Below are 19,015 nucleotides of genomic sequence, written 5' to 3' on the forward strand. Positions count from 1 at the left end.
ATTTTTTCTTCATTTTTTCTATAAAAAAACTATTGCCTAGTTGATTTTTCTATTGTTATATTGATGACACGCCGCAACAAGACGGTGATAAATAAAATAACGTTACACACATCATATTAACTCACTACTAGAAGGAAAATCCTATGTCAGCAGTAGCATCATTAGACGCATTTCTTGAAAAAGTGGCTCAACGTGACGGCAACCAACCTGAATTTTTACAAGCCGTTCGTGAAGTCTTCACGTCAATCTGGCCTTTCTTGGAAGCAAACCCTAAATACCGTTCAGAAGCTTTACTGGAGCGTTTAGTTGAGCCAGAGCGCGCAATCCAATTTCGTGTGGCATGGACTGATGATAAAGGTCAAGTTCAAGTAAACCGTGCTTTCCGCGTGCAATTCAACAGTGCAATTGGTCCTTTTAAAGGGGGGATGCGTTTTCATCCATCCGTTAACTTATCAATCTTAAAATTCTTAGGTTTTGAACAGATCTTTAAAAATGCCTTAACTACATTGCCAATGGGCGGTGCGAAAGGGGGCTCAGATTTTGATCCTAAAGGAAAGTCAGATGCTGAAGTGATGCGTTTCTGCCAAGCGTTAATGGCTGAATTGTATCGTCATGTTGGCCCAGATACCGATGTGCCCGCCGGTGATATTGGTGTAGGTGGTCGTGAAGTAGGCTATCTTGCAGGCTATATGAAAAAATTATCAAACCAAGCGGCTTGCGTGTTTACTGGTCGTGGTCTTTCATTTGGTGGTAGTTTAATTCGCCCAGAAGCAACGGGGTATGGATTGGTTTATTTTGCCCAAGCAATGCTTGCAGAGAAAGGTGATAGCTTCCAAGGTAAAACCGTTTTAGTTTCCGGTTCGGGTAACGTGGCGCAATATGCGATTGAAAAAGCGATGGCGCTAGGTGCGAAAGTCGTAACCTGTTCTGACTCTGCGGGTTACGTGTATTTACCAGAAGGATTCGATCGTGAAAAATTAGAAGCGTTATTAGAGCTCAAAAATGTAAAACGTGGTCGAGTAGAAGAGTTTGCAAAACAATTTGGTCTTCAATATTTTGCAGGTAAACGCCCTTGGGAAGTGAAAGCAGATATTGCACTTCCTTGCGCAACCCAAAACGAATTAGAGATTTCAGATGCTAAAGCTCTAATTGCAAACGGTGTGAAATTGGTTGCTGAGGGTGCAAACATGCCAACCACTATCGAAGCGACAGAAGCATTCTTAGAAGCTGGTGTATTATTTGGCCCAGGTAAAGCAGCTAATGCGGGTGGTGTTGCGACATCCGGCTTAGAAATGGCGCAAAGTTCACAACGTTTATACTGGACAGCTGAAGAAGTGGATAAACAGCTTCATCGAATCATGTTAGATATTCATGCAAACTGTAAAAAATACGGTTCAGCAGAAGGCCGAGCAAACATTAACTACGTAGTTGGCGCAAACGTAGCAGGCTTTGTAAAAGTAGCCGATGCAATGTTGGCTCAAGGGGTTTATTAATCCAATAAATTAATGAAAAATTGACCGCACTTTGTGATGAAGTGCGGTCATTTTTTATGGTGAATTTCTCAAGTAGAAATAGGCTATTGGCTTGCTTTTTTGCTCAAAAAGTGTAAAATCTTCAGGCTTTTTGTCTATATATACAGAGAAAAAAGTAAGCTATATTCTTAAATCACTTTCGAGTTTGAGAATATTCTTTTAGTAATTAAACATTTAGAGGAAGGTTATGGTAACCATTCGTTTATCTCGTGGCGGAGCTAAAAAACGCCCATTTTATCAAATCGTAGTAGCTGACAGTCGTTCACCACGTGACGGTCGTTTCATTGAGCGTGTAGGTTTCTTCAACCCAATCGCACAAGGTAACGCAGAGCGTCTTCGTGTTGATCTTGAGCGTGTAAACCACTGGATTGCTCAAGGTGCATCACTTTCAGATCGTGTTGCAACTTTGGTAAAAGAAGCTCAAAAAGCATAATCTCGCTTTTTGATTTAGTTCTTAAACTAAGATAGGTGAAAAATATGGAACAACAACGCATTGAAGTTGTGGGCAAATTAGGCTCAACCTACGGTATCCGTGGGTGGTTACGTATTTATTCATCAACAGAACAAGCTGAAAGCATTTTTGATTATCAACCTTGGTTTTTAAAAATCAAAGGTGAATGGCAGCCAACTGAATTAGAAAACTGGCGTCATCATAATCACGAAATCATCGTTAAATTAAAAGGCGTTGATGATCGTGAAGTTGCACAAACTTTAGCGAATGTTGAAATTGGTGTGGATTTATCTGTTTTCCCAGAACTGGAAGAAGGGGATTATTACTGGCACGATTTAATCGGTTGTTCAGTCGTCAACCTAGAAGGTTACACAATGGGAACTGTAACAGAGATGATGGAAACCGGTTCTAATGATGTGTTAGTGGTTAAAGCCAATACTAAAGATGCTTTTGGGAAACAAGAGCGGTTAATTCCGTTTTTGTATGAACAAGTAGTTAAAAGAGTCGATCTCACCACGAAAACAATTGAAGTGGATTGGGACGCTGGTTTCTAATCTCAAGTATGCACAAACGTAATGTAGTAGGCTTTTTATGTGGATAGGGGTAATTTCATTGTTCCCCGAAATGTTTAAAGCGATTACGGAATTTGGGGTTACAGGTAAAGCCGTAAAACACAATCTTCTGCAAGTGGAATGTTGGAATCCAAGAGATTTTACATTCGACAAGCATAAAACCGTGGATGACCGTCCTTATGGTGGTGGTCCGGGAATGCTGATGATGGTGCAACCTTTACGGGATGCGATTCATGCTGCGAGAGCAGCTGCAGGAGAAGGCGCAAAGGTGATTTACCTTTCGCCACAAGGACGTAAACTCGATCAAGGTGGCATAACGGAACTTGCTCAAAATCAGAAATTGATTTTGGTATGTGGACGTTACGAAGGTATTGATGAGCGATTGATTCAAACTGAAATTGATGAAGAATGGTCAATCGGCGATTACGTTCTGACCGGTGGGGAATTGCCGGCAATGACATTAATTGATGCTGTTGCGCGATTTATTCCCGGTGTATTAGGCAAACAAGCTTCGGCAGAAGAGGATTCTTTTGCAGATGGTTTATTAGATTGCCCGCATTACACCAGACCGGAAGTGTTAGAAGGATTAACGGTACCGCCCGTGCTGATGTCGGGACACCACGAAGAAATTCGGAAATGGCGATTAAAACAATCGCTACAAAGAACGTGGCTCCGACGCCCTGAGCTCTTAGAAGGCCTAGCTCTGACTGACGAACAACGTAAGCTGTTAAAAGAAGCGCAAGCCGAATATAACAGTTAGTTTCAGTTACATCTAGGATCAATAAAGGATCAAACAATGTCTAACATTATCAAACAACTTGAACAAGAACAATTAAAACAAAACGTACCTAGTTTCCGCCCAGGTGATACTTTAGAAGTTAAAGTATGGGTAGTTGAAGGTAGCAAACGTCGTTTGCAAGCATTCGAAGGCGTGGTTATTGCAATTCGTAACCGTGGCTTGCACTCAGCATTCACTTTACGTAAAGTATCTAACGGCGTAGGTGTTGAGCGTGTATTCCAAACTCACTCTCCAGCTGTAGATTCTATCGTTGTTAAACGTAAAGGTGCAGTACGTAAAGCTAAACTTTACTACTTACGTGAACGTTCAGGTAAATCTGCTCGTATTAAAGAGCGTTTGGGCGAATAATTCGCAAAATGAAAAAGGCTTGGTTTTCCAAGCCTTTTTTGTTTTTAAGTGCGGCCAATATTAAGACCGCTTCATAATTTCAAAAAACTCATCGTTGGTTTTCGCCACCATAAGTTTGTCAATGAGGAATTCCATTGCTTCCACTTCACCCATTGGGTTAAGGATTTTGCGAAGAATCCACATTTTCTGTAATTCATCTGGTGTGGTAAGTAAGTCTTCTTTACGCGTACCTGAACGGTTGAAGTCGATTGCTGGGAACACACGTTTTTCTGCAATTTTACGAGAAAGATGTAATTCCATGTTACCGGTACCTTTAAATTCTTCAAAGATAACCTCATCCATTTTTGAACCCGTATCAACAAGTGCGGTTGCAATAATGGTTAAACTACCACCTTCTTCTACGTTACGCGCTGCACCAAAGAAACGTTTTGGACGATGTAAAGCATTTGCATCCACACCACCAGAAAGAATTTTACCAGATGCTGGCGTAACAGTATTGTAAGCACGAGCTAAACGCGTGATAGAGTCGAGTAAAATCACCACGTCTTTTTTGTGCTCTACAGAACGTTTTGCTTTCTCGATAACCATTTCTGCCACTTGAACGTGACGAGCAGCTGGTTCATCAAAGGTTGAGGCAATTACTTCACCTTTAACTGAGCGTTGCATTTCTGTTACTTCTTCGGGGCGCTCATCGATTAAAAGCACAATAAGTTCACATTCTGGATAGTTGTGCGTGATGCTTTGTGCAATATTTTGTAACAACATGGTTTTACCTGCTTTTGGCGGAGCCACGATAAGACCACGCTGACCTTTACCAATTGGAGAGGCTAAATCTAAAATACGTGCTGTTAAATCTTCAGTTGAACCATTACCACGTTCCATTCTTAAACGAGAATTAGCATGTAATGGCGTTAAGTTTTCGAAAAGGATTTTGCTACGAGAGACTTCAGGTTTGTCATCGTTGACTTGGTCGACTTTTAAAAGTGCAAAATAGCGTTCGCCTTCTTTTGGTGGACGGATTTTACCTTCGATTTTATCACCAGTTTGAAGATTGAAACGACGAATTTGACTTGGAGAGACGTAGATGTCATCAGGACCAGCAAGGTAGGAACTGTCTGCGGAGCGTAAGAAACCGAAACCATCGGGCAAAATCTCTAACACGCCGCCGCCAAAAATATCTTCACCGCTCTTGGCGTGTTGTTTCAAAATAGCAAAAACAATATCTTGTTTACGTAAACGGGCAAGATTTTCCAAACCCATTTGTTCTTCGCCAAGTTTCACAAGATCAGAAACAGGCGTATTTTTAAGTTCTGTAAGATGCATAATTAATAATGTTGGAACGAATAAGAGTTGATAATACTGAAATGTTTGAATGGTGGGCAATGCCCTTAAGAATGGTGCGTAAATTACCACTAAAATCTAATACTGTCTAGTTTTTGTTAGAAAAAACAGGGTAAAATAACCAGTCATGAAGAGATTATTATTGCATATTGATTAATTATGCGTGATAATTGAATAATTAATCATGTTTTAATGTTAAAAGAAGGATAACCTATGGCTCTTTGGGGTGGTCGTTTTACACAAGCGGCAGACAAACGTTTTAAAGATTTTAATGATAGCCTGCGTTTTGATTATCGCTTGGCAGAGCAAGATATTGAAGGCTCAATTGGTTGGTCTAAAGCTTTAGTGAATGTTGGTGTATTAAGTGCTGAAGAGCAACAACAGCTAGAGGTTGCCTTAAATGAATTATTAATCGAAGTGCGGTCAAATCCACAAGCGATTTTGCAAGATGATGCAGAAGATATTCATAGCTGGGTGGAAAGTAAGCTTATTGATAAAGTGGGTAATTTAGGTAAAAAATTACACACGGGTCGTAGCCGTAATGACCAAGTTGCACTTGATATCAAAATGTGGTGCAAACAGCGTGTAATCGAGTTACAAGAGTCCGTTCGTAATCTTCAACGCCATTTGGTTCAAACGGCGGAAAATACACAAGATGCGGTGATGCCGGGTTATACTCATTTACAACGTGCACAACCAATCACTTTTGCTCATTGGTGCATGGCTTATGTGGAAATGTTTGAGCGTGATTATTCACGTCTCGCCGATGCTTATAAACGCATGAATAGCTGTCCATTAGGCAGTGGTGCACTTGCGGGGACAGCCTATGCGGTCGATCGTGAACAATTAGCCGCCGATCTTGGTTTTGCTTTTGCGACGCGTAATAGTTTGGATAGCGTATCAGATCGCGATCATATTGTGGAATTACTTTCAACGGCATCTTTAAGCATGGCTCACCTTTCTCGTTTCGCAGAAGATATGATTATTTTCAACAGTGGTGAAGCGAATTTTGTGGAATTATCGGATCGTGTGACTTCTGGTTCCTCTTTAATGCCACAAAAGAAAAATCCAGATGCTTGTGAATTGATTCGTGGTAAAGCGGGCCGTGTCATGGGTGCATTAACCGGTATGTTGATGACCTTAAAAGGTTTACCATTAGCGTATAACAAAGATATGCAAGAAGACAAAGAAGGGATCTTTGATGCATTAGATACCTGGCAAGATTGCGTAGATATGGCGACTTTCGTGTTAGATGAGTTAAAAGTGAATACCGATCGTACACGCGAAGCTGCCTTAAAAGGTTATTCAAATGCAACAGAGCTAGCAGATTACCTTGTAGCAAAAGGTGTACCATTCCGTGATTCTCATCATATTGTCGGTGAAACCGTGGTTTATGCCATTGAAAAAGGTAAAGCCTTGGAAGACTTAACCATTCCTGAGTTCCGTCAATTCAGTGATGTAGTAGGGGATGATGTCTATGACATTCTTTCGCTACAATCTTGTTTAGATAAACGTTGTGCGAAAGGTGGGGTTTCACCACTTCGTGTAGCAGAAGCGATTGCAGAAGCAAAAGCGAGATTGGCTTAATTAGCGTAAATAAAAAGAGCGGTCAAAAAATATTGTGTTTTTGACCGCTCTTTCGTTTTTATGGCGTAGGTGGATCCATTAATTCAAGGACTTTATCGGTAGGCTCTTTTATATCGAAACTCGATTCCATTAATAATGAAAAAGTCTCATCATTTCGTTTGCAAGCAGCATGAGAAATTAGCTTACCTTTCTCATTACGCAAATCGATAGTAACTTGATTGACGCCCGTCTTATCTGCTGCGTTCTCTTTTATTATCGTCCACAAGTGATGATTTTCCGTTGGTGGAAGAAAAAGAGTCGTCTCCGTTGCATAAGCTTGTAAGTAGGCATTATCTATTGTTTGAGAGGCCACATTCGCATTATTTTTCATGTAAGTGAATGTTTTAAGATTATTCAGTGCAACCCAAATTTTTTCGCCTTTGGTGCTTTCACATTTTACAATATCAATGACGCTATCACCGAGATTCATGGCATTCTCATTTGCGAGCGAATATGCTGGAACGGCAGCCCAAAATACCCAAAGATATTTTTTCATTAAATTAATCTCTAAAGTTATTAAACTGGAATGGTTGGCCTAATTCCGCGCCTTTCACTAATTTAGTGATTTTCTTCGGCATTTCCATTCCTTACTTGAATTTGATTTCGTTGGTGTAAATTTTATCACAATTTATGCTTGTTATTGCACCTTCAGCTTGGCATAAAATGCTACACCCGCTCACCCAGGTAAATTTATCGAAATGCAAGTATATACAAACCAACCTGGTAATAGTGCGGAAGCAATGCGAACAATTGTCTCAACGGTAGGTGATAAATATTTAAAGACGGCTTTAGATCCAGAATTTTTAGGTTTCCAAAGAAACGATCGTCAATATATTGGTTTTGTGAGTAGTTATCTTTCTCAATATTTAGCGTCAGATCCAAAAATGACTATAGTGCCAAATGCAACTAATAGTAATGAAGTGGTAGTGAGTAAACTTAATGCTGTGTTAATGAAATTAACGTCAGTTAGAGCTTTTGTTAATGAGAACTTAGATGTCGCAAATCATCTTAATTTAGAATATCTTTTAAAGAATGAACAATTGCGTACTCAATTAAAAGAAGGTTTGATGACACAAATCAAAGCGGAAAGAAATGAGACACCGAGTGAAGAGTATTTAAATTTAGTTGCCGATAAGTTATTGAGCGGTGAGTTTAAATCAACGTCCGAATTCTATGCGCAAGAAAATGAGTTTGCCGATCAATACAAAAAAGGGAATATCAAAACTAATATAGCTAATGAGCTGGATAAAGGTAAGGTAGCCGAATTAGCTGATAATGATGATTTCAAAAATATTAGCGCCACAATATAACAAAAAGGCGGAGAATTCCGCCTTTTTGTTATTTATAATAATTAGGATTATCAGTCACAAATCTTAAAATAACAGTTTTATCTAAAAAATGTGCTTTTTCTTCCACTGCATTTTTTACCAGATCGGTTCCTAATTCATTATACACCGAAAGATAGTAATCGGTAGTAATTTGAGCAATCTCTCTAAATAATGTGACATATTCTTTATCATATCGTTTTTTGGATACGGATTCAGACACAATATCTACAAATTTATTAAACATATCGTCATAATAAGGTGCTGCTAATGACGGTTTTTTATTTTTCTCTTTGATAACGGCATTGATTTTTTTATAATAGGTGATGATATTTCTTAATTTTTGTTTATCTTCTTCAAGTAAACGACGATCTTCTTCGGTATTCACTTGTGGTTTATTCACACGGAAAGTATCTTCACCAGTTGTGGTTAACGTTCTATCTTTCCAATAATAGACATCTTCCGCCATAGTGATATTCGCTGTCGCTAATGTTAAAACTGCAACGATGACCATTAAAATTCTTTTCATTGTAACCTCTAATAAGTTTAGTTAAGTTGATGTTCTCAATATCATGTTTTGAGAACATCGAGACCAATAAAATAATTATATCGTGTTATAAAAAACAAAGTAGATTATACCTAGATTTTTTAATCTCTGAAGTTATTGAATTGGAATGGTTGGCCTAATTCAGCGCCTTTCACCAATTGAATAACGGCTTGTAAATCGTCACGTGATTTACCGGTTACGCGTACTTGCTCACCTTGAATTTGGGTTTGAACTTTGATTTTTGAATCTTTCACTAATTTAGTGATTTTCTTCGCCATCTCTGTTTCAATCCCTTGTTTTAATTTGATTTCTTTAGTGTAAAGTTTACCGTGATGTTCACTTTCTGTTGGAATATCCAATGAGCTATGCTCAATACCACGTTTTACAAACGCACCAATTAAGATTTCAATTAATTGCTCTAATTGGAAATCAGATTCGGTGGTCACTTTCACGGTTTCGCTTTTTTCATTTAATTCAATGACGGCTTCCACGCCACGGAAATCATAACGTGTACTTAATACTCGGTTTGCATTTTCAACCGCATTATGCACTTCGTGCATAGTAATTTCAGATACGATGTCAAAAGATGGCATAAGTTTTCTCCCAAAATGAATTAAATTCGATCATTTGCACTTAAAAGACATAAAAGTGCGGTTAAGTCAGCAAAGTTTACCACAATTTGTGCTTGTTGTTGCACCTTCGGTTTGGCATGAAATGCTACGCCTAATCCTGCGACCTTCATCATCGCCAAATCATTGGCTCCATCACCAATAGCAATGGTGTTTTTGCGTGGAATGTTGTATTCTTCAGCGAGTTTTTGCAAGGTATTCGCTTTGTATTGCGCATCGACCACGCTACCTTTCACATTGCCGGTAAGCGTGCCATCAATAATTTCAAATTGATTAGACGCCGCAAAGTCGAGGTTTAATAAACTTTTTAAGTAATCGGCGAAATAGGTAAAACCACCAGAAGCAATGGCAGTTTTCCAACCATGTTGTTGTAATGTCTTAATGGTTTCAATTAAGCCGGGCATTAACGGTAATTTTTCACGCACTTGTTGCAAAATAGTTTCTGGCGCTCCTTTAAGTGTTCCCACTCGACGGCGCAAACTTTGTTCAAAATCAAGCTCGCCACGCATGGCACTTTCAGTAATGGCAGAAACTAATTCACCTGTGCCGGCCAGTTTGGCGATTTCATCAATGCATTCAATTTGAATGGCAGTAGAATCCATATCCATCACCAATAAACCTTTTTCTGATAATTTTGCATCAAAATCCAGTTTAGTGATGTCTAATTGCAGGTCGTGAGCATGGGCAATAAAATCGGCGAGCCATTTGCCTTTTAAAAGGACAACGGTATTTTTTTCAACGTTCCATGCATCAAAACACAGGAAAGTTTGACCGCACTTTTGTTGGAATTCGAGTAATTTGGCTAAATTCAGCGTTGTGCCGTATAAAATAAACGCATGCGATTCATCGGAGCGAGGCAAATCAGATGAAAGTGCGGTGGGAAATTGGGGATATTTTTGGGTAATACTTGCAAGGTTTTGAATTTGCATAGAAAATCCTGTAAATTGTGAATACTCGTCTATTCTAGCCGATCTTGGCGAAAAAATGGAAAAACAACGTGCAATTAATTAAAGAAAAACTTCAAAAATCACTGATGTTTGGGCTCATTGTGCTGCTTTGTATCGGTGCTATGGCCGTGATTTTGTTTGGCGTGAAACAATTTAAGATTGGTTCACAGCTTTCAAGTGTGAATCAAGTAGCGAATTTATCGCATACTTTGGTTCGTCAGCAAGCCAATTTATTTTCAGTTTTATTAACCAATAATGCGAAATCCGATCAGCTCGTCGAAAATTTAGATAATTTAGTCAAAGAAAACTTTGTGCTCGATGCGACTATTTACGATTATAACGGCAAAGAATTGGCACAAAGTACCAATACAGGCAACCTTCGTGAGCAACTTGGCCTAGAACATAAAAATGAAGGTGAGTTTTCAACACAACAAATTGTTGAGCCAATTTATTCTGCTTCTAATAACGCGGTTCGTGGCTTTTTGCGTGTGACGTTTGACGCCCAATATGCTCAAACAACACAGAACAAAATCAATCAAGTCTTTCACCGCTTATATGGTGAAATTGTCGTGGTCTTTTTATTAGGCGCGTTATTCGCCAGTTCCATTCATTATTTTTTAAGTCATTATCGTCGAACATATCGAAAACCAGTGGAAACTAAAACCGTGGTTAATTTACAAGGTAAATCAAGTAGTCAACGTTTCCATCAACGTCGTCGAAGAATTTGATCAAGTTAAATAAAATTGCAAATATTGGTTAAGCCAATCAGTAAATAGGGTAGAATACTGAGAATTATTTAGATAGGAGAAAAACATGGCAACTCGTAGACAACTCGCCAACGCAATTCGTGCGCTATCAATGGATGCAGTACAAAAAGCAAAATCAGGCCACCCAGGCGCACCAATGGGAATGGCAGATATCGCTGAAGTATTATGGCGCGATTTCTTAAAACACAATCCAAACAATCCTAAATGGGCTGATCGCGACCGTTTTGTGCTTTCTAACGGCCACGGTTCAATGTTGATTTATAGCTTATTACATTTAACAGGCTATGATCTTTCTATCGAAGATTTAAAACAATTCCGTCAATTACATTCTAAAACTCCTGGCCACCCAGAATATGGTTATGCACCAGGTGTTGAAACTACAACGGGTCCACTAGGCCAAGGTATTACCAATGCAGTGGGTATGGCAATTGCAGAGAAAACATTAGCAGGTCAATTTAACCGTGAAGGTCATGAAATTGTCGATCACCACACTTATGTGTTCTTAGGTGATGGCTGTTTAATGGAAGGGATTTCTCACGAAGCTTGCTCTTTAGCGGGCACATTAGGTCTAGGTAAATTAATCGCATTCTACGATGACAACAACATTTCGATTGATGGTCATGTTGATGGTTGGTTCAGCGATGATACCGCAGAACGTTTTGAAGCTTATGGCTGGCAAGTAATCCGCAATGTGGATGGCCATGATGCAGAACAAATTCGTGCCGCAACCATTCTTGCTCAGGCAGAAAAAGAAAAACCAACGTTAATTATTTGTAAAACCATCATTGGCTTCGGTTCACCAAATAAATCAGGCTCTCATGATTGCCACGGTGCGCCATTAGGTGATGAAGAAATCGCACTAACCCGTAAAGCACTTGGTTGGGAATATGGTCCATTCGAAATTCCAGCAGAGTACTATGCAGAATGGTCAGCGAAAGAAAAAGGCTCTGCAGCAGAAAAATCGTGGGAAGAAAAATTTTCCGCTTATGCAAAAGCATACCCAGAACTTGCGGCAGAATTTACACGTCGTGTAAACGGTGAATTACCAGCAAATTGGGTAGCAGAATCTAAAGCGTTTATTGAAAAATTACAAGCGAATCCTGCAAGCATTGCAAGCCGTAAAGCATCACAAAATGCCATTGAAGCTTATGCACATGTGTTACCTGAATTCTTAGGTGGATCCGCAGACTTAGCAAGCTCTAACTTAACGTTATGGAGCGGTTCTAAACCAATTCGAGCACACGAAAACGTAGGTGGTAACTATATTAACTATGGTGTACGTGAGTTTGGTATGTCAGCGATCATGAATGGTATTGCTTTACATGGCGGTTTCATTCCTTATGGCGCAACCTTCTTAATGTTCTACGAATATGCACACAATGCGGTGCGTATGGCAGCATTAATGAAACAACGTTCTTTATTCGTTTATACTCATGACTCGATCGGTTTAGGCGAAGATGGTCCAACTCACCAACCAGTTGAGCAAACCACATCATTACGCTTAATTCCAAATCTTGAAACATGGCGTCCTTGTGATCAAGTGGAATCAGCTATCGCATGGCAACAAGCGGTTGAGCGTAAAGATGGCCCAAGTGCGTTGATCTTTACCCGTCAAAACTTAGCACAAATGGACCGCACGTCTGCACAATTAGATGCAGTTAAACGTGGTGCTTATGTGTTAAAAGACTGTGATGGCACACCTGAGTTAATCTTCATCGCGACAGGTTCTGAAGTGGAATTAGCAGTGAAAGCAGCAGATGTATTGACTGCTGAAGGTAAAAAAGTACGTGTTGTTTCTATGCCAAGCACTAATCGTTTCGATAAACAAGATGCAGCGTACCGTGAAAGTGTGTTACCAGCAGCTGTAACTAAACGTGTTGCGATTGAAGCAGGTATTGCAGACTTCTGGTATAAATACGTTGGATTTGAAGGTCGCGTGGTAGGTATGAATAGCTTTGGCGAATCAGCACCGGCAGATCAATTATTCAAACTCTTTGGTTTCACCGTAGATAACGTGGTGGCAAAAGCAAAAGAGATTTTATAATTATTAAAATGGATAAAGGCAGGTAATGACCTGCCTTTATTTTTTGATTTGAAAAAGTGCGGTCAAAAAATAAGAAAATTTTTGACTGCACTTTGTTTTTATCTGATTTCACCTTGTTATCTAAGCCTTTTTTCGTCAATCCATTGAGTTCGCTTTTTAAGTTTGTTAGAATTTATAGCGCTTTTTGCGATAAAAATAAAACGTAAAAAGTGAGTTCGGAAGAAGGTAGCTGGAGAGTAGGGAATTGCCCCTACGCCGACGAGGTAAAATCTTTCAGGCGCAATCGCAAGATTGCAGGGACTGTTACTGGACGAACCCTTGGAGAGATCCATTGCATTTTATTGATGTAAATGGACGCCGAAGGCGCAAAAGAGCGGTCGATTTTTCGATTGTTTTCCAAACGCTCAGGCAAAAGGACAGGGGCAAAAGACAATCCGTATTATCAATATATTTCTATCGGGATTCTTCTTGTCTCCTTGTCGAGTTTATTTGTATTTTAAACGACGAGGAATCATTAATGTCATCATTACAGACAATCTTATCGGCTATTAGTAGCTTTATATGGGGGCCGCCCCTACTTATTCTTTTGTCCGGAACCGGACTTTATCTCACCCTTAGTTTAGGCTTTTTGCAAATTCGTTATTTGCCTCGTGCCTTGGGCTATTTATTTGCTCGAGGTGCAAATAAAGGCAAAGGGGACGTGTCTTCTTTTGCTGCACTTTGTACCGCATTAGCGGCAACCATTGGTACAGGGAATATCGTGGGTGTAGCGACTGCCGTACAAGCGGGAGGACCTGGCGCGATTTTTTGGATGTGGCTAGTTGCATTATTAGGCATGGCAACTAAATACGCTGAATGTTTACTTGCAGTGAAATATCGTGTACGCGATAAATACGGTTTTATGGCTGGTGGGCCAATGTACTACATCGAACGTGGTCTTGGTATTAAGTGGTTAGCGAAATTATTTGCGCTATTTGGGGTGTTGGTGGCCTTTTTCGGTATCGGTACTTTCCCTCAAGTTAATGCGATTACGCATGCGATGCAAGACACCTTTAACGTGCCTGTTGTGATTACTGCAACAGTGGTGACGGTATTGGTCGCTATGATTATTCTCGGTGGGGTAAGACGTATTGCGAGAGCCTCTGCCGTCATTGTGCCTTTTATGGCACTGGGTTATGTGACGACCTCAATTATCATCTTAATCGTTAATTACGATAAATTACCTGCTGCAATTTCATTAATTATTCAGAGTGCGTTTAATCCACAGGCTGCTTTAGGTGGTGCAGTTGGCTTTACCGTGATGAAAGCCATTCAATCGGGTGTTGCGCGCGGTATTTTCTCAAATGAATCTGGTTTAGGGAGTGCGCCTATTGCTGCTGCAGCGGCGCAAACGAAAGAGCCTGTTCGCCAAGGTTTAATTTCGATGACAGGGACATTCTTAGATACCATCATCGTATGTACGATGACGGGCTTAGTGCTTGTGATTACAGGAGCATGGAGTAACCCTGAGCTTTCAGGCGCAAGCGTGACTAACTATGCTTTTGCTCAGGGATTAGGTACATCATTTGGTGCAACGATTGTGACAGTTGGCTTATTATTCTTTGCTTTTACCACAATTTTAGGTTGGTGCTACTACGGTGAACGTTGTTTCCTTTACCTAGTTGGTATCCGTGGTATTAAATTGTATCGCTTCGTGTTTATTGTTCTAGTTGGGGCTGGTTCATTCCTTACTTTAGATTTAATTTGGATTTTAGCGGATATTGTGAATGGTTTAATGACCTTCCCGAACTTAGTGGCATTAATTGGTTTACGTAAAGAGATTATTTCAGAAACCAAAGATTACTTTGAGCGTTTAAAAGCCACGCAACATGATCAAGATGAATTAGCCTAATTCATCTCATAAAAAGAAAAGGGAAGCAGAACGCTTCCCTTTGTTGTTTACAGCTTTACATCATAACAAGTTTACACGGAAATGAAATCACATTTTTTCAGAAATTAGATCCCGATCATATTTTTGAACATTTGTTTTTTTATTTACCTAAAAGCACTTGAAAAAGTGGTTCAAGGTCGATATGTTGTTATTAAAGATGAACGGAACCGAAGGGTTCATTTAAGCAAAAGAGGTAAATGCTATGACACTCAATATCACAAGTAAACAAATGGATATCACCCCTGCAATTCGTGAACATGTGGAGGGAAGACTTGCAAAATTAGAGAAATGGCACACTCAACTGATTAGCCCACACTTTGTTTTAAGTAAAGTACCGAACGGCTTTTCCGTAGAGGCTTCAATTGGAACTCCATTAGGTAATCTGTTAGCCACTGCAACGGCAGATGATATGTATAAAGCGATTAATGAAGTCGAAGAAAAATTAGAACGTCAATTAAATAAACTTCAACATAAAGGCGAATCCCGCCGAGCAGATGAGCGTTTGAAAGATTCTTTTGAAAAATAAAGGATAATGAATAAATTGAAAGGGCGAACATGATGTTCGCCCTTTTTTAGATATCTTGAATCACTAATTGTAACGCATGACGTTGGAATTGTTTTGCTTTACGGTGTTTTAAACGTCGTAAACGTAAGTTACGTGAAGCAGAGATATCTCTTGATGCTTTTTTCTTTAAAAAAGTTTTTCTTTTTAACATCTTTTTCTCCTTGTTTTCTTTGAGTTCAATAAAACGTTGTGTTTTCTGACCGCACTTACTCTGTTGCAGTCGCTTGGTTTTCTTGAACGCGATGATAATTCACAATACTGTTCATGTAACGGCGGATATTCTCGACATATTGGTAGGCTTCATAGCCGCGAGCATAGCCATATTTTAAGTTTGAATAATGACGCTTTTCTGATAATAGTTGAAGATTATTTTTTACATCTAACCAGTTATCTGGGTTGCCCCCCAATTTTTTTGTTAAGCGACGAGCATCTAAAATATGCCCTAATCCCATGTTGTATGCTGCTAAAGAATACCAAATTCGATCCTCTTCTGGAATACTGTCAGGTATTTGAGCGAGTAGCCAATGCAAATACTCCGATCCCGCTTTTATACTTTGTTCGGCATCTGTGCGATTATTAATATTCATCCGCACAGCTGTATCTTTGGTGAGCATCATCATTCCGCGTACACCCGTTGGAGAGGTGGCATAAGGGTCCCAATGCGATTCTTGATAGGCCACGGCAGCTAATAACCGCCAGTCTAAATTCCCTTTGTATTTTTCAAAGAGCGGTTGATATTGAGGTAGAATTTTTTCTACAGCCTCTAAATAAGCCTGAGTATCTACATAATCAAAGGCGGTAATATGGCGGAAATATTTTTCCTCAATACGATCAATTAATCCTGTTTCAATGGCATTATTCATAAAATCCAACAAGCCTGCTTGTAGCTCATTATAGGATTTATTGGAAAGATACCAATGCACGGTCATTTCATCCGTTAGGTCAAATGCAATGGCTAAGTTAGGGCGAATTTGTTGTGCGGCCGCCACATCAATACTATTTGCAATGGTATAAGGAATTTTGCCTTCCGCTACTTGAATTAACAATTCTTCTTGGGTCAACTGCTTGTTATTCTGCCATTTAAGTGCAGGGAGTTTCTTCTGTGCAAGGAATAATAATTTTTCTAAGTCTTCTCCTGCAGAAATAATAATTTCTTGCTGGACTTGTGCTAAATCTTTCGGGCGATTTTCCCCTTTTTTATACACAAGCTGCCAAGAAGCGGAAGTATAAGATGGCCCTAACTGAAATTTTTCTGCACGTTGAGGTTGGAACAAAAGATTCGCAGCCGCAATATCAATATTATTATTTTCTAATTCGTTAAAAAGTTGATCGTTATTTTCTAAGGTTTTAATTTGTAAGCGAACCCCTAAATAATCAGCAAAGTTTTTTGCTAATTCATATTCTAAGCCTGATTCGCCTTCATTCCCAATAAAATAGTAAATGGGATTATTAATGGTGCCGACAATAAGGCTACCGCGATTTTTGATCGCAGTGTAAGGGTTTTGCTCCGATTGCATAATTTTTTGCCAAGGGAAGACCATATCAATTGCCCAAAGTAATAATGCAAAAGCAGCAATAATACGTAAAAATAGACCTTTCAATAGATAAACCTTATAAATTGAGATAAGAGAGGATTGTAACGAGAATTAAGACAATAAAAAAGCCCCTTTTACTTCAAGGGGCTGTTAAATAAGGATTAATGTTGGCGATCTCGGCGACCACGTTCATTAAAAGTGCGGTCGTTTTTATCGTTAAATTTACGTTGACGACGTTCGCCGTTACGTTCACCACGGAAGCGATCTTGGCCTCGGTCTCCACGTTCATTACGGCGACCTTTTCCACCAAAGTCATTGCCACCACGTCTATTGTCTGACTGTGCTGCGCCCATAAAGCTCATTTGCATTTGTTTATTTAAAACGCGCGTTTTACCGAATTGTTGGAGCAATTCTTTTGGCATACCTTGTGGTAATTCAACGGTAGAGTAGTCATCATAAAGTTTGATATGACCAATATAACGACTGTTAATATCACCTTCATTTGCGATTGCACCTACGATATGACGTACTTCTACGCCATCCGCACGACCCACTTCGATACGATATAAATCCATCGGTTGTGGTGTGCCGTAGCCTTTACGTTCACCACGACGTTCAGCCGAACGTGGATTTTCACGACGATCACCGCGATCATTACGGTCACCACGGCGTTTATCCATCGGAGGATCAGGTGGAAGAATCAGTTTTTGTTTTCCTTGAAGCAACATTAACATCGCTGCAGCAATATCTTCTTGATCTTGATCAGCGGTGAATAAATCTTCCAATAAGCTGCGATACATTTCGAGATCGTGATGTTCCAATTGCTTGGTAATCTTGTCTTGGAATTTCTTACGACGACAAGCTTGTAACACTTCATGATTTGGCAATTCAACTTCATTGATTGGTTTTTTCATCAAGTGTTCGATATTACGAAGTAAACGGCGTTCACGTGGTTCAACGAATAATAATGCACGACCAGAACGACCTGCGCGACCGGTACGACCGATACGGTGAACGTAAGACTCTGCATCAAGTGGGATGTCATAGTTCACCACAAGGCTGATTCGTTCAATATCGATACCACGCGCAGCCACATCGGTTGCAACGACGATATCAAGACTGCCATTACGTAAGCGATCTAAGGTTTGCTCACGTAATTGTTGAGTCATATCACCGTTTAATGCCGCAGCACGGAAACCGTGTTTTTCTAATAATTCAGTCACATCAAGTGTGCCCGTTTTAGTGCGAGTAAAAATGATTGCCGCATCAAACTCTTCTACTTCCAAGAAACGTAATAACGCATCATTTTTACGGAAACCTTGAACATACCAACAATTTTGTTCAATATCAGGTGCATTATCATTATTTACTTTGATTTTCACTTCTTGTGGATTATTCATGAAGCGTTTTGTGATGCGACGAATTGGCTCAGGCATAGTTGCTGAGAAAAGCGCAGTTTGGTGCTCTTCCGGTAATTCAGCCATAACGGTTTCTACATCATCAATAAAGCCCATACGAAGCATTTCATCTGCTTCATCAAGTACGATTGCTTTTAATTCAGATAGATTTAATGTGTTACGACGGATGTGATCCAAAATACGACCCGGTGTACCCACAACAACTTGTGCTCCTTGTTTTAATGCGCGTAATTGGATGTCATAACGTTGACCACCATAAAGTGTCACGATATTGATGCCTTTTGCATATTTCATGAAGTGTTCACAAGCATCCGCAACTTGAATAGCAAGCTCGCGTGTTGGTGCCATCACCAATAATTGTGGATGTTTTGCGGCAGGATCAATTTTAGCCAAAATAGGTAAAGAGAATGCGGCAGTTTTACCACTACCAGTTTGTGCCATACCAAGTACATCTCTGCCTTCTAAAAGAGCAGGAATACAAGCTTGTTGGATTGGCGAAGGTGTTTCAAAACCAAGGTCAGAAACGGCTTTTAGAATGAATTCAGGCAAGCCTAAATCATTAAAAGTGATTTTGTCTGTCATTAAAATACTCGAATGTAAGTAAGGAAAGCTCAATTTCGCTTTCAGGTTTATTTGTTA

The 19,015-nt window shown here is 39.7% G+C and carries 19 protein-coding genes and 1 riboswitch; of the genes, 11 read left to right on the forward strand and 8 right to left on the reverse strand.

The window, feature by feature from the left end; all coding sequences use genetic code 11:
• Positions 1–143: 143 nt before the first annotated feature.
• From gdhA to rplS, 5 genes are all read left to right on the forward strand, one after another.
• Complete coding sequence (gene gdhA / locus HMPREF3263_RS03065) at positions 144–1,493, forward strand: NADP-specific glutamate dehydrogenase (protein ID WP_049375800.1); 1,350 nt, start codon at positions 144–146, stop codon at positions 1,491–1,493.
• A gap of 226 nt (positions 1,494–1,719) precedes the next feature.
• Positions 1,720–1,965: a 30S ribosomal protein S16 gene (rpsP, locus tag HMPREF3263_RS03070; RefSeq protein WP_049375799.1), complete on the forward strand. Its 246-nt coding sequence runs from the start codon at positions 1,720–1,722 to the stop codon at positions 1,963–1,965.
• 44 nt (positions 1,966–2,009) lie between these two features.
• Positions 2,010–2,537, forward strand: coding sequence for a ribosome maturation factor RimM (gene rimM, locus HMPREF3263_RS03075; protein ID WP_049375798.1), 528 nt, complete (start codon positions 2,010–2,012; stop codon positions 2,535–2,537).
• Positions 2,538–2,574: 37 nt separating this feature from the next.
• Complete coding sequence (trmD, locus tag HMPREF3263_RS03080) at positions 2,575–3,315, forward strand: tRNA (guanosine(37)-N1)-methyltransferase TrmD (protein WP_005697001.1); 741 nt, start codon at positions 2,575–2,577, stop codon at positions 3,313–3,315.
• Between the two features lie 36 nt (positions 3,316–3,351).
• Positions 3,352–3,702 (forward strand): 50S ribosomal protein L19, encoded by a 351-nt coding sequence (gene rplS / locus HMPREF3263_RS03085; RefSeq protein WP_005697000.1) that lies wholly within the window; start codon positions 3,352–3,354, stop codon positions 3,700–3,702.
• Between the two features lie 60 nt (positions 3,703–3,762).
• Here rplS and rho read toward each other — a convergent pair whose 3' ends face one another.
• Positions 3,763–5,025, reverse strand: a complete 1,263-nt coding sequence (gene rho, locus HMPREF3263_RS03090; RefSeq protein WP_005695393.1) for a transcription termination factor Rho — start codon at positions 5,023–5,025, stop codon at positions 3,763–3,765.
• Between the two features lie 231 nt (positions 5,026–5,256).
• Between rho and argH the strand changes: the two genes are divergently transcribed.
• A complete protein-coding gene (gene argH / locus HMPREF3263_RS03095) occupies positions 5,257–6,630 on the forward strand; it encodes an argininosuccinate lyase (RefSeq protein WP_005695394.1) in 1,374 nt (457 codons plus the stop codon).
• Positions 6,631–6,688: 58 nt separating this feature from the next.
• Here argH and HMPREF3263_RS03100 read toward each other — a convergent pair whose 3' ends face one another.
• The gene (locus HMPREF3263_RS03100) at positions 6,689–7,165 is read right to left on the reverse strand and encodes a hypothetical protein (protein WP_256337381.1); all 477 of its coding nucleotides are present in this window, start codon (positions 7,163–7,165) and stop codon (positions 6,689–6,691) included.
• A 202-nt stretch (positions 7,166–7,367) separates the two neighbouring features.
• On the opposite strand from HMPREF3263_RS03100, the gene HMPREF3263_RS03105 reads away from it, so the two are divergent.
• On the forward strand, positions 7,368–7,979 hold the full coding sequence (locus HMPREF3263_RS03105; RefSeq protein ID WP_070852942.1) for a hypothetical protein: 612 nt from the start codon (positions 7,368–7,370) through the stop codon (positions 7,977–7,979).
• A gap of 28 nt (positions 7,980–8,007) precedes the next feature.
• Here the strand turns inward: HMPREF3263_RS03105 and HMPREF3263_RS03110 are convergent, their stop codons facing one another.
• The 3 genes from HMPREF3263_RS03110 to serB form a co-directional block, all read right to left on the reverse strand.
• Positions 8,008–8,523, reverse strand: coding sequence for a hypothetical protein (locus HMPREF3263_RS03110; protein ID WP_141762782.1), 516 nt, complete (start codon positions 8,521–8,523; stop codon positions 8,008–8,010).
• A gap of 119 nt (positions 8,524–8,642) precedes the next feature.
• Positions 8,643–9,134 carry a YajQ family cyclic di-GMP-binding protein gene (locus HMPREF3263_RS03115; RefSeq protein WP_005697922.1) on the reverse strand — a complete coding sequence of 164 codons (492 nt, stop codon included), beginning with the start codon at positions 9,132–9,134 and terminating at the stop codon, positions 8,643–8,645.
• Positions 9,135–9,154: 20 nt separating this feature from the next.
• Positions 9,155–10,099: a phosphoserine phosphatase gene (gene serB / locus HMPREF3263_RS03120; protein WP_005697857.1), complete on the reverse strand. Its 945-nt coding sequence runs from the start codon at positions 10,097–10,099 to the stop codon at positions 9,155–9,157.
• A gap of 68 nt (positions 10,100–10,167) precedes the next feature.
• On the opposite strand from serB, the gene HMPREF3263_RS03125 reads away from it, so the two are divergent.
• From HMPREF3263_RS03125 to hpf, 4 genes are all read left to right on the forward strand, one after another.
• On the forward strand, positions 10,168–10,845 hold the full coding sequence (locus HMPREF3263_RS03125; protein ID WP_032804031.1) for a YtjB family periplasmic protein: 678 nt from the start codon (positions 10,168–10,170) through the stop codon (positions 10,843–10,845).
• Positions 10,846–10,930: 85 nt separating this feature from the next.
• Positions 10,931–12,928 (forward strand): transketolase, encoded by a 1,998-nt coding sequence (tkt, locus tag HMPREF3263_RS03130; RefSeq protein WP_005697845.1) that lies wholly within the window; start codon positions 10,931–10,933, stop codon positions 12,926–12,928.
• Positions 12,929–13,236: 308 nt separating this feature from the next.
• A riboswitch (glycine riboswitch) is annotated at positions 13,237–13,358 on the forward strand.
• Positions 13,359–13,445: 87 nt separating this feature from the next.
• Entirely contained in the window at positions 13,446–14,819 is a 1,374-nt protein-coding gene (locus HMPREF3263_RS03135) for an alanine/glycine:cation symporter family protein (protein ID WP_032804030.1), read from the forward strand.
• A 241-nt stretch (positions 14,820–15,060) separates the two neighbouring features.
• A complete protein-coding gene (gene hpf, locus HMPREF3263_RS03140; protein ID WP_005697849.1) occupies positions 15,061–15,384 on the forward strand; it encodes a ribosome hibernation-promoting factor, HPF/YfiA family in 324 nt (107 codons plus the stop codon).
• 46 nt (positions 15,385–15,430) lie between these two features.
• Here hpf and HMPREF3263_RS10730 read toward each other — a convergent pair whose 3' ends face one another.
• The 3 genes from HMPREF3263_RS10730 to HMPREF3263_RS03150 form a co-directional block, all read right to left on the reverse strand.
• Positions 15,431–15,574, reverse strand: a complete 144-nt coding sequence (locus HMPREF3263_RS10730; RefSeq protein WP_005697833.1) for a hypothetical protein — start codon at positions 15,572–15,574, stop codon at positions 15,431–15,433.
• 55 nt (positions 15,575–15,629) lie between these two features.
• Complete coding sequence (gene mltF / locus HMPREF3263_RS03145) at positions 15,630–17,024, reverse strand: membrane-bound lytic murein transglycosylase MltF (RefSeq protein ID WP_005697863.1); 1,395 nt, start codon at positions 17,022–17,024, stop codon at positions 15,630–15,632.
• A 95-nt stretch (positions 17,025–17,119) separates the two neighbouring features.
• A complete protein-coding gene (locus HMPREF3263_RS03150) occupies positions 17,120–18,958 on the reverse strand; it encodes a DEAD/DEAH box helicase (RefSeq protein ID WP_070852944.1) in 1,839 nt (612 codons plus the stop codon).
• Positions 18,959–19,015 lie beyond the last annotated feature (57 nt).

The organism is Haemophilus sp. HMSC61B11 (assembly GCF_001838615.1).
GTDB lineage: Bacteria > Pseudomonadota > Gammaproteobacteria > Enterobacterales > Pasteurellaceae > Haemophilus_D > Haemophilus_D parainfluenzae_AD.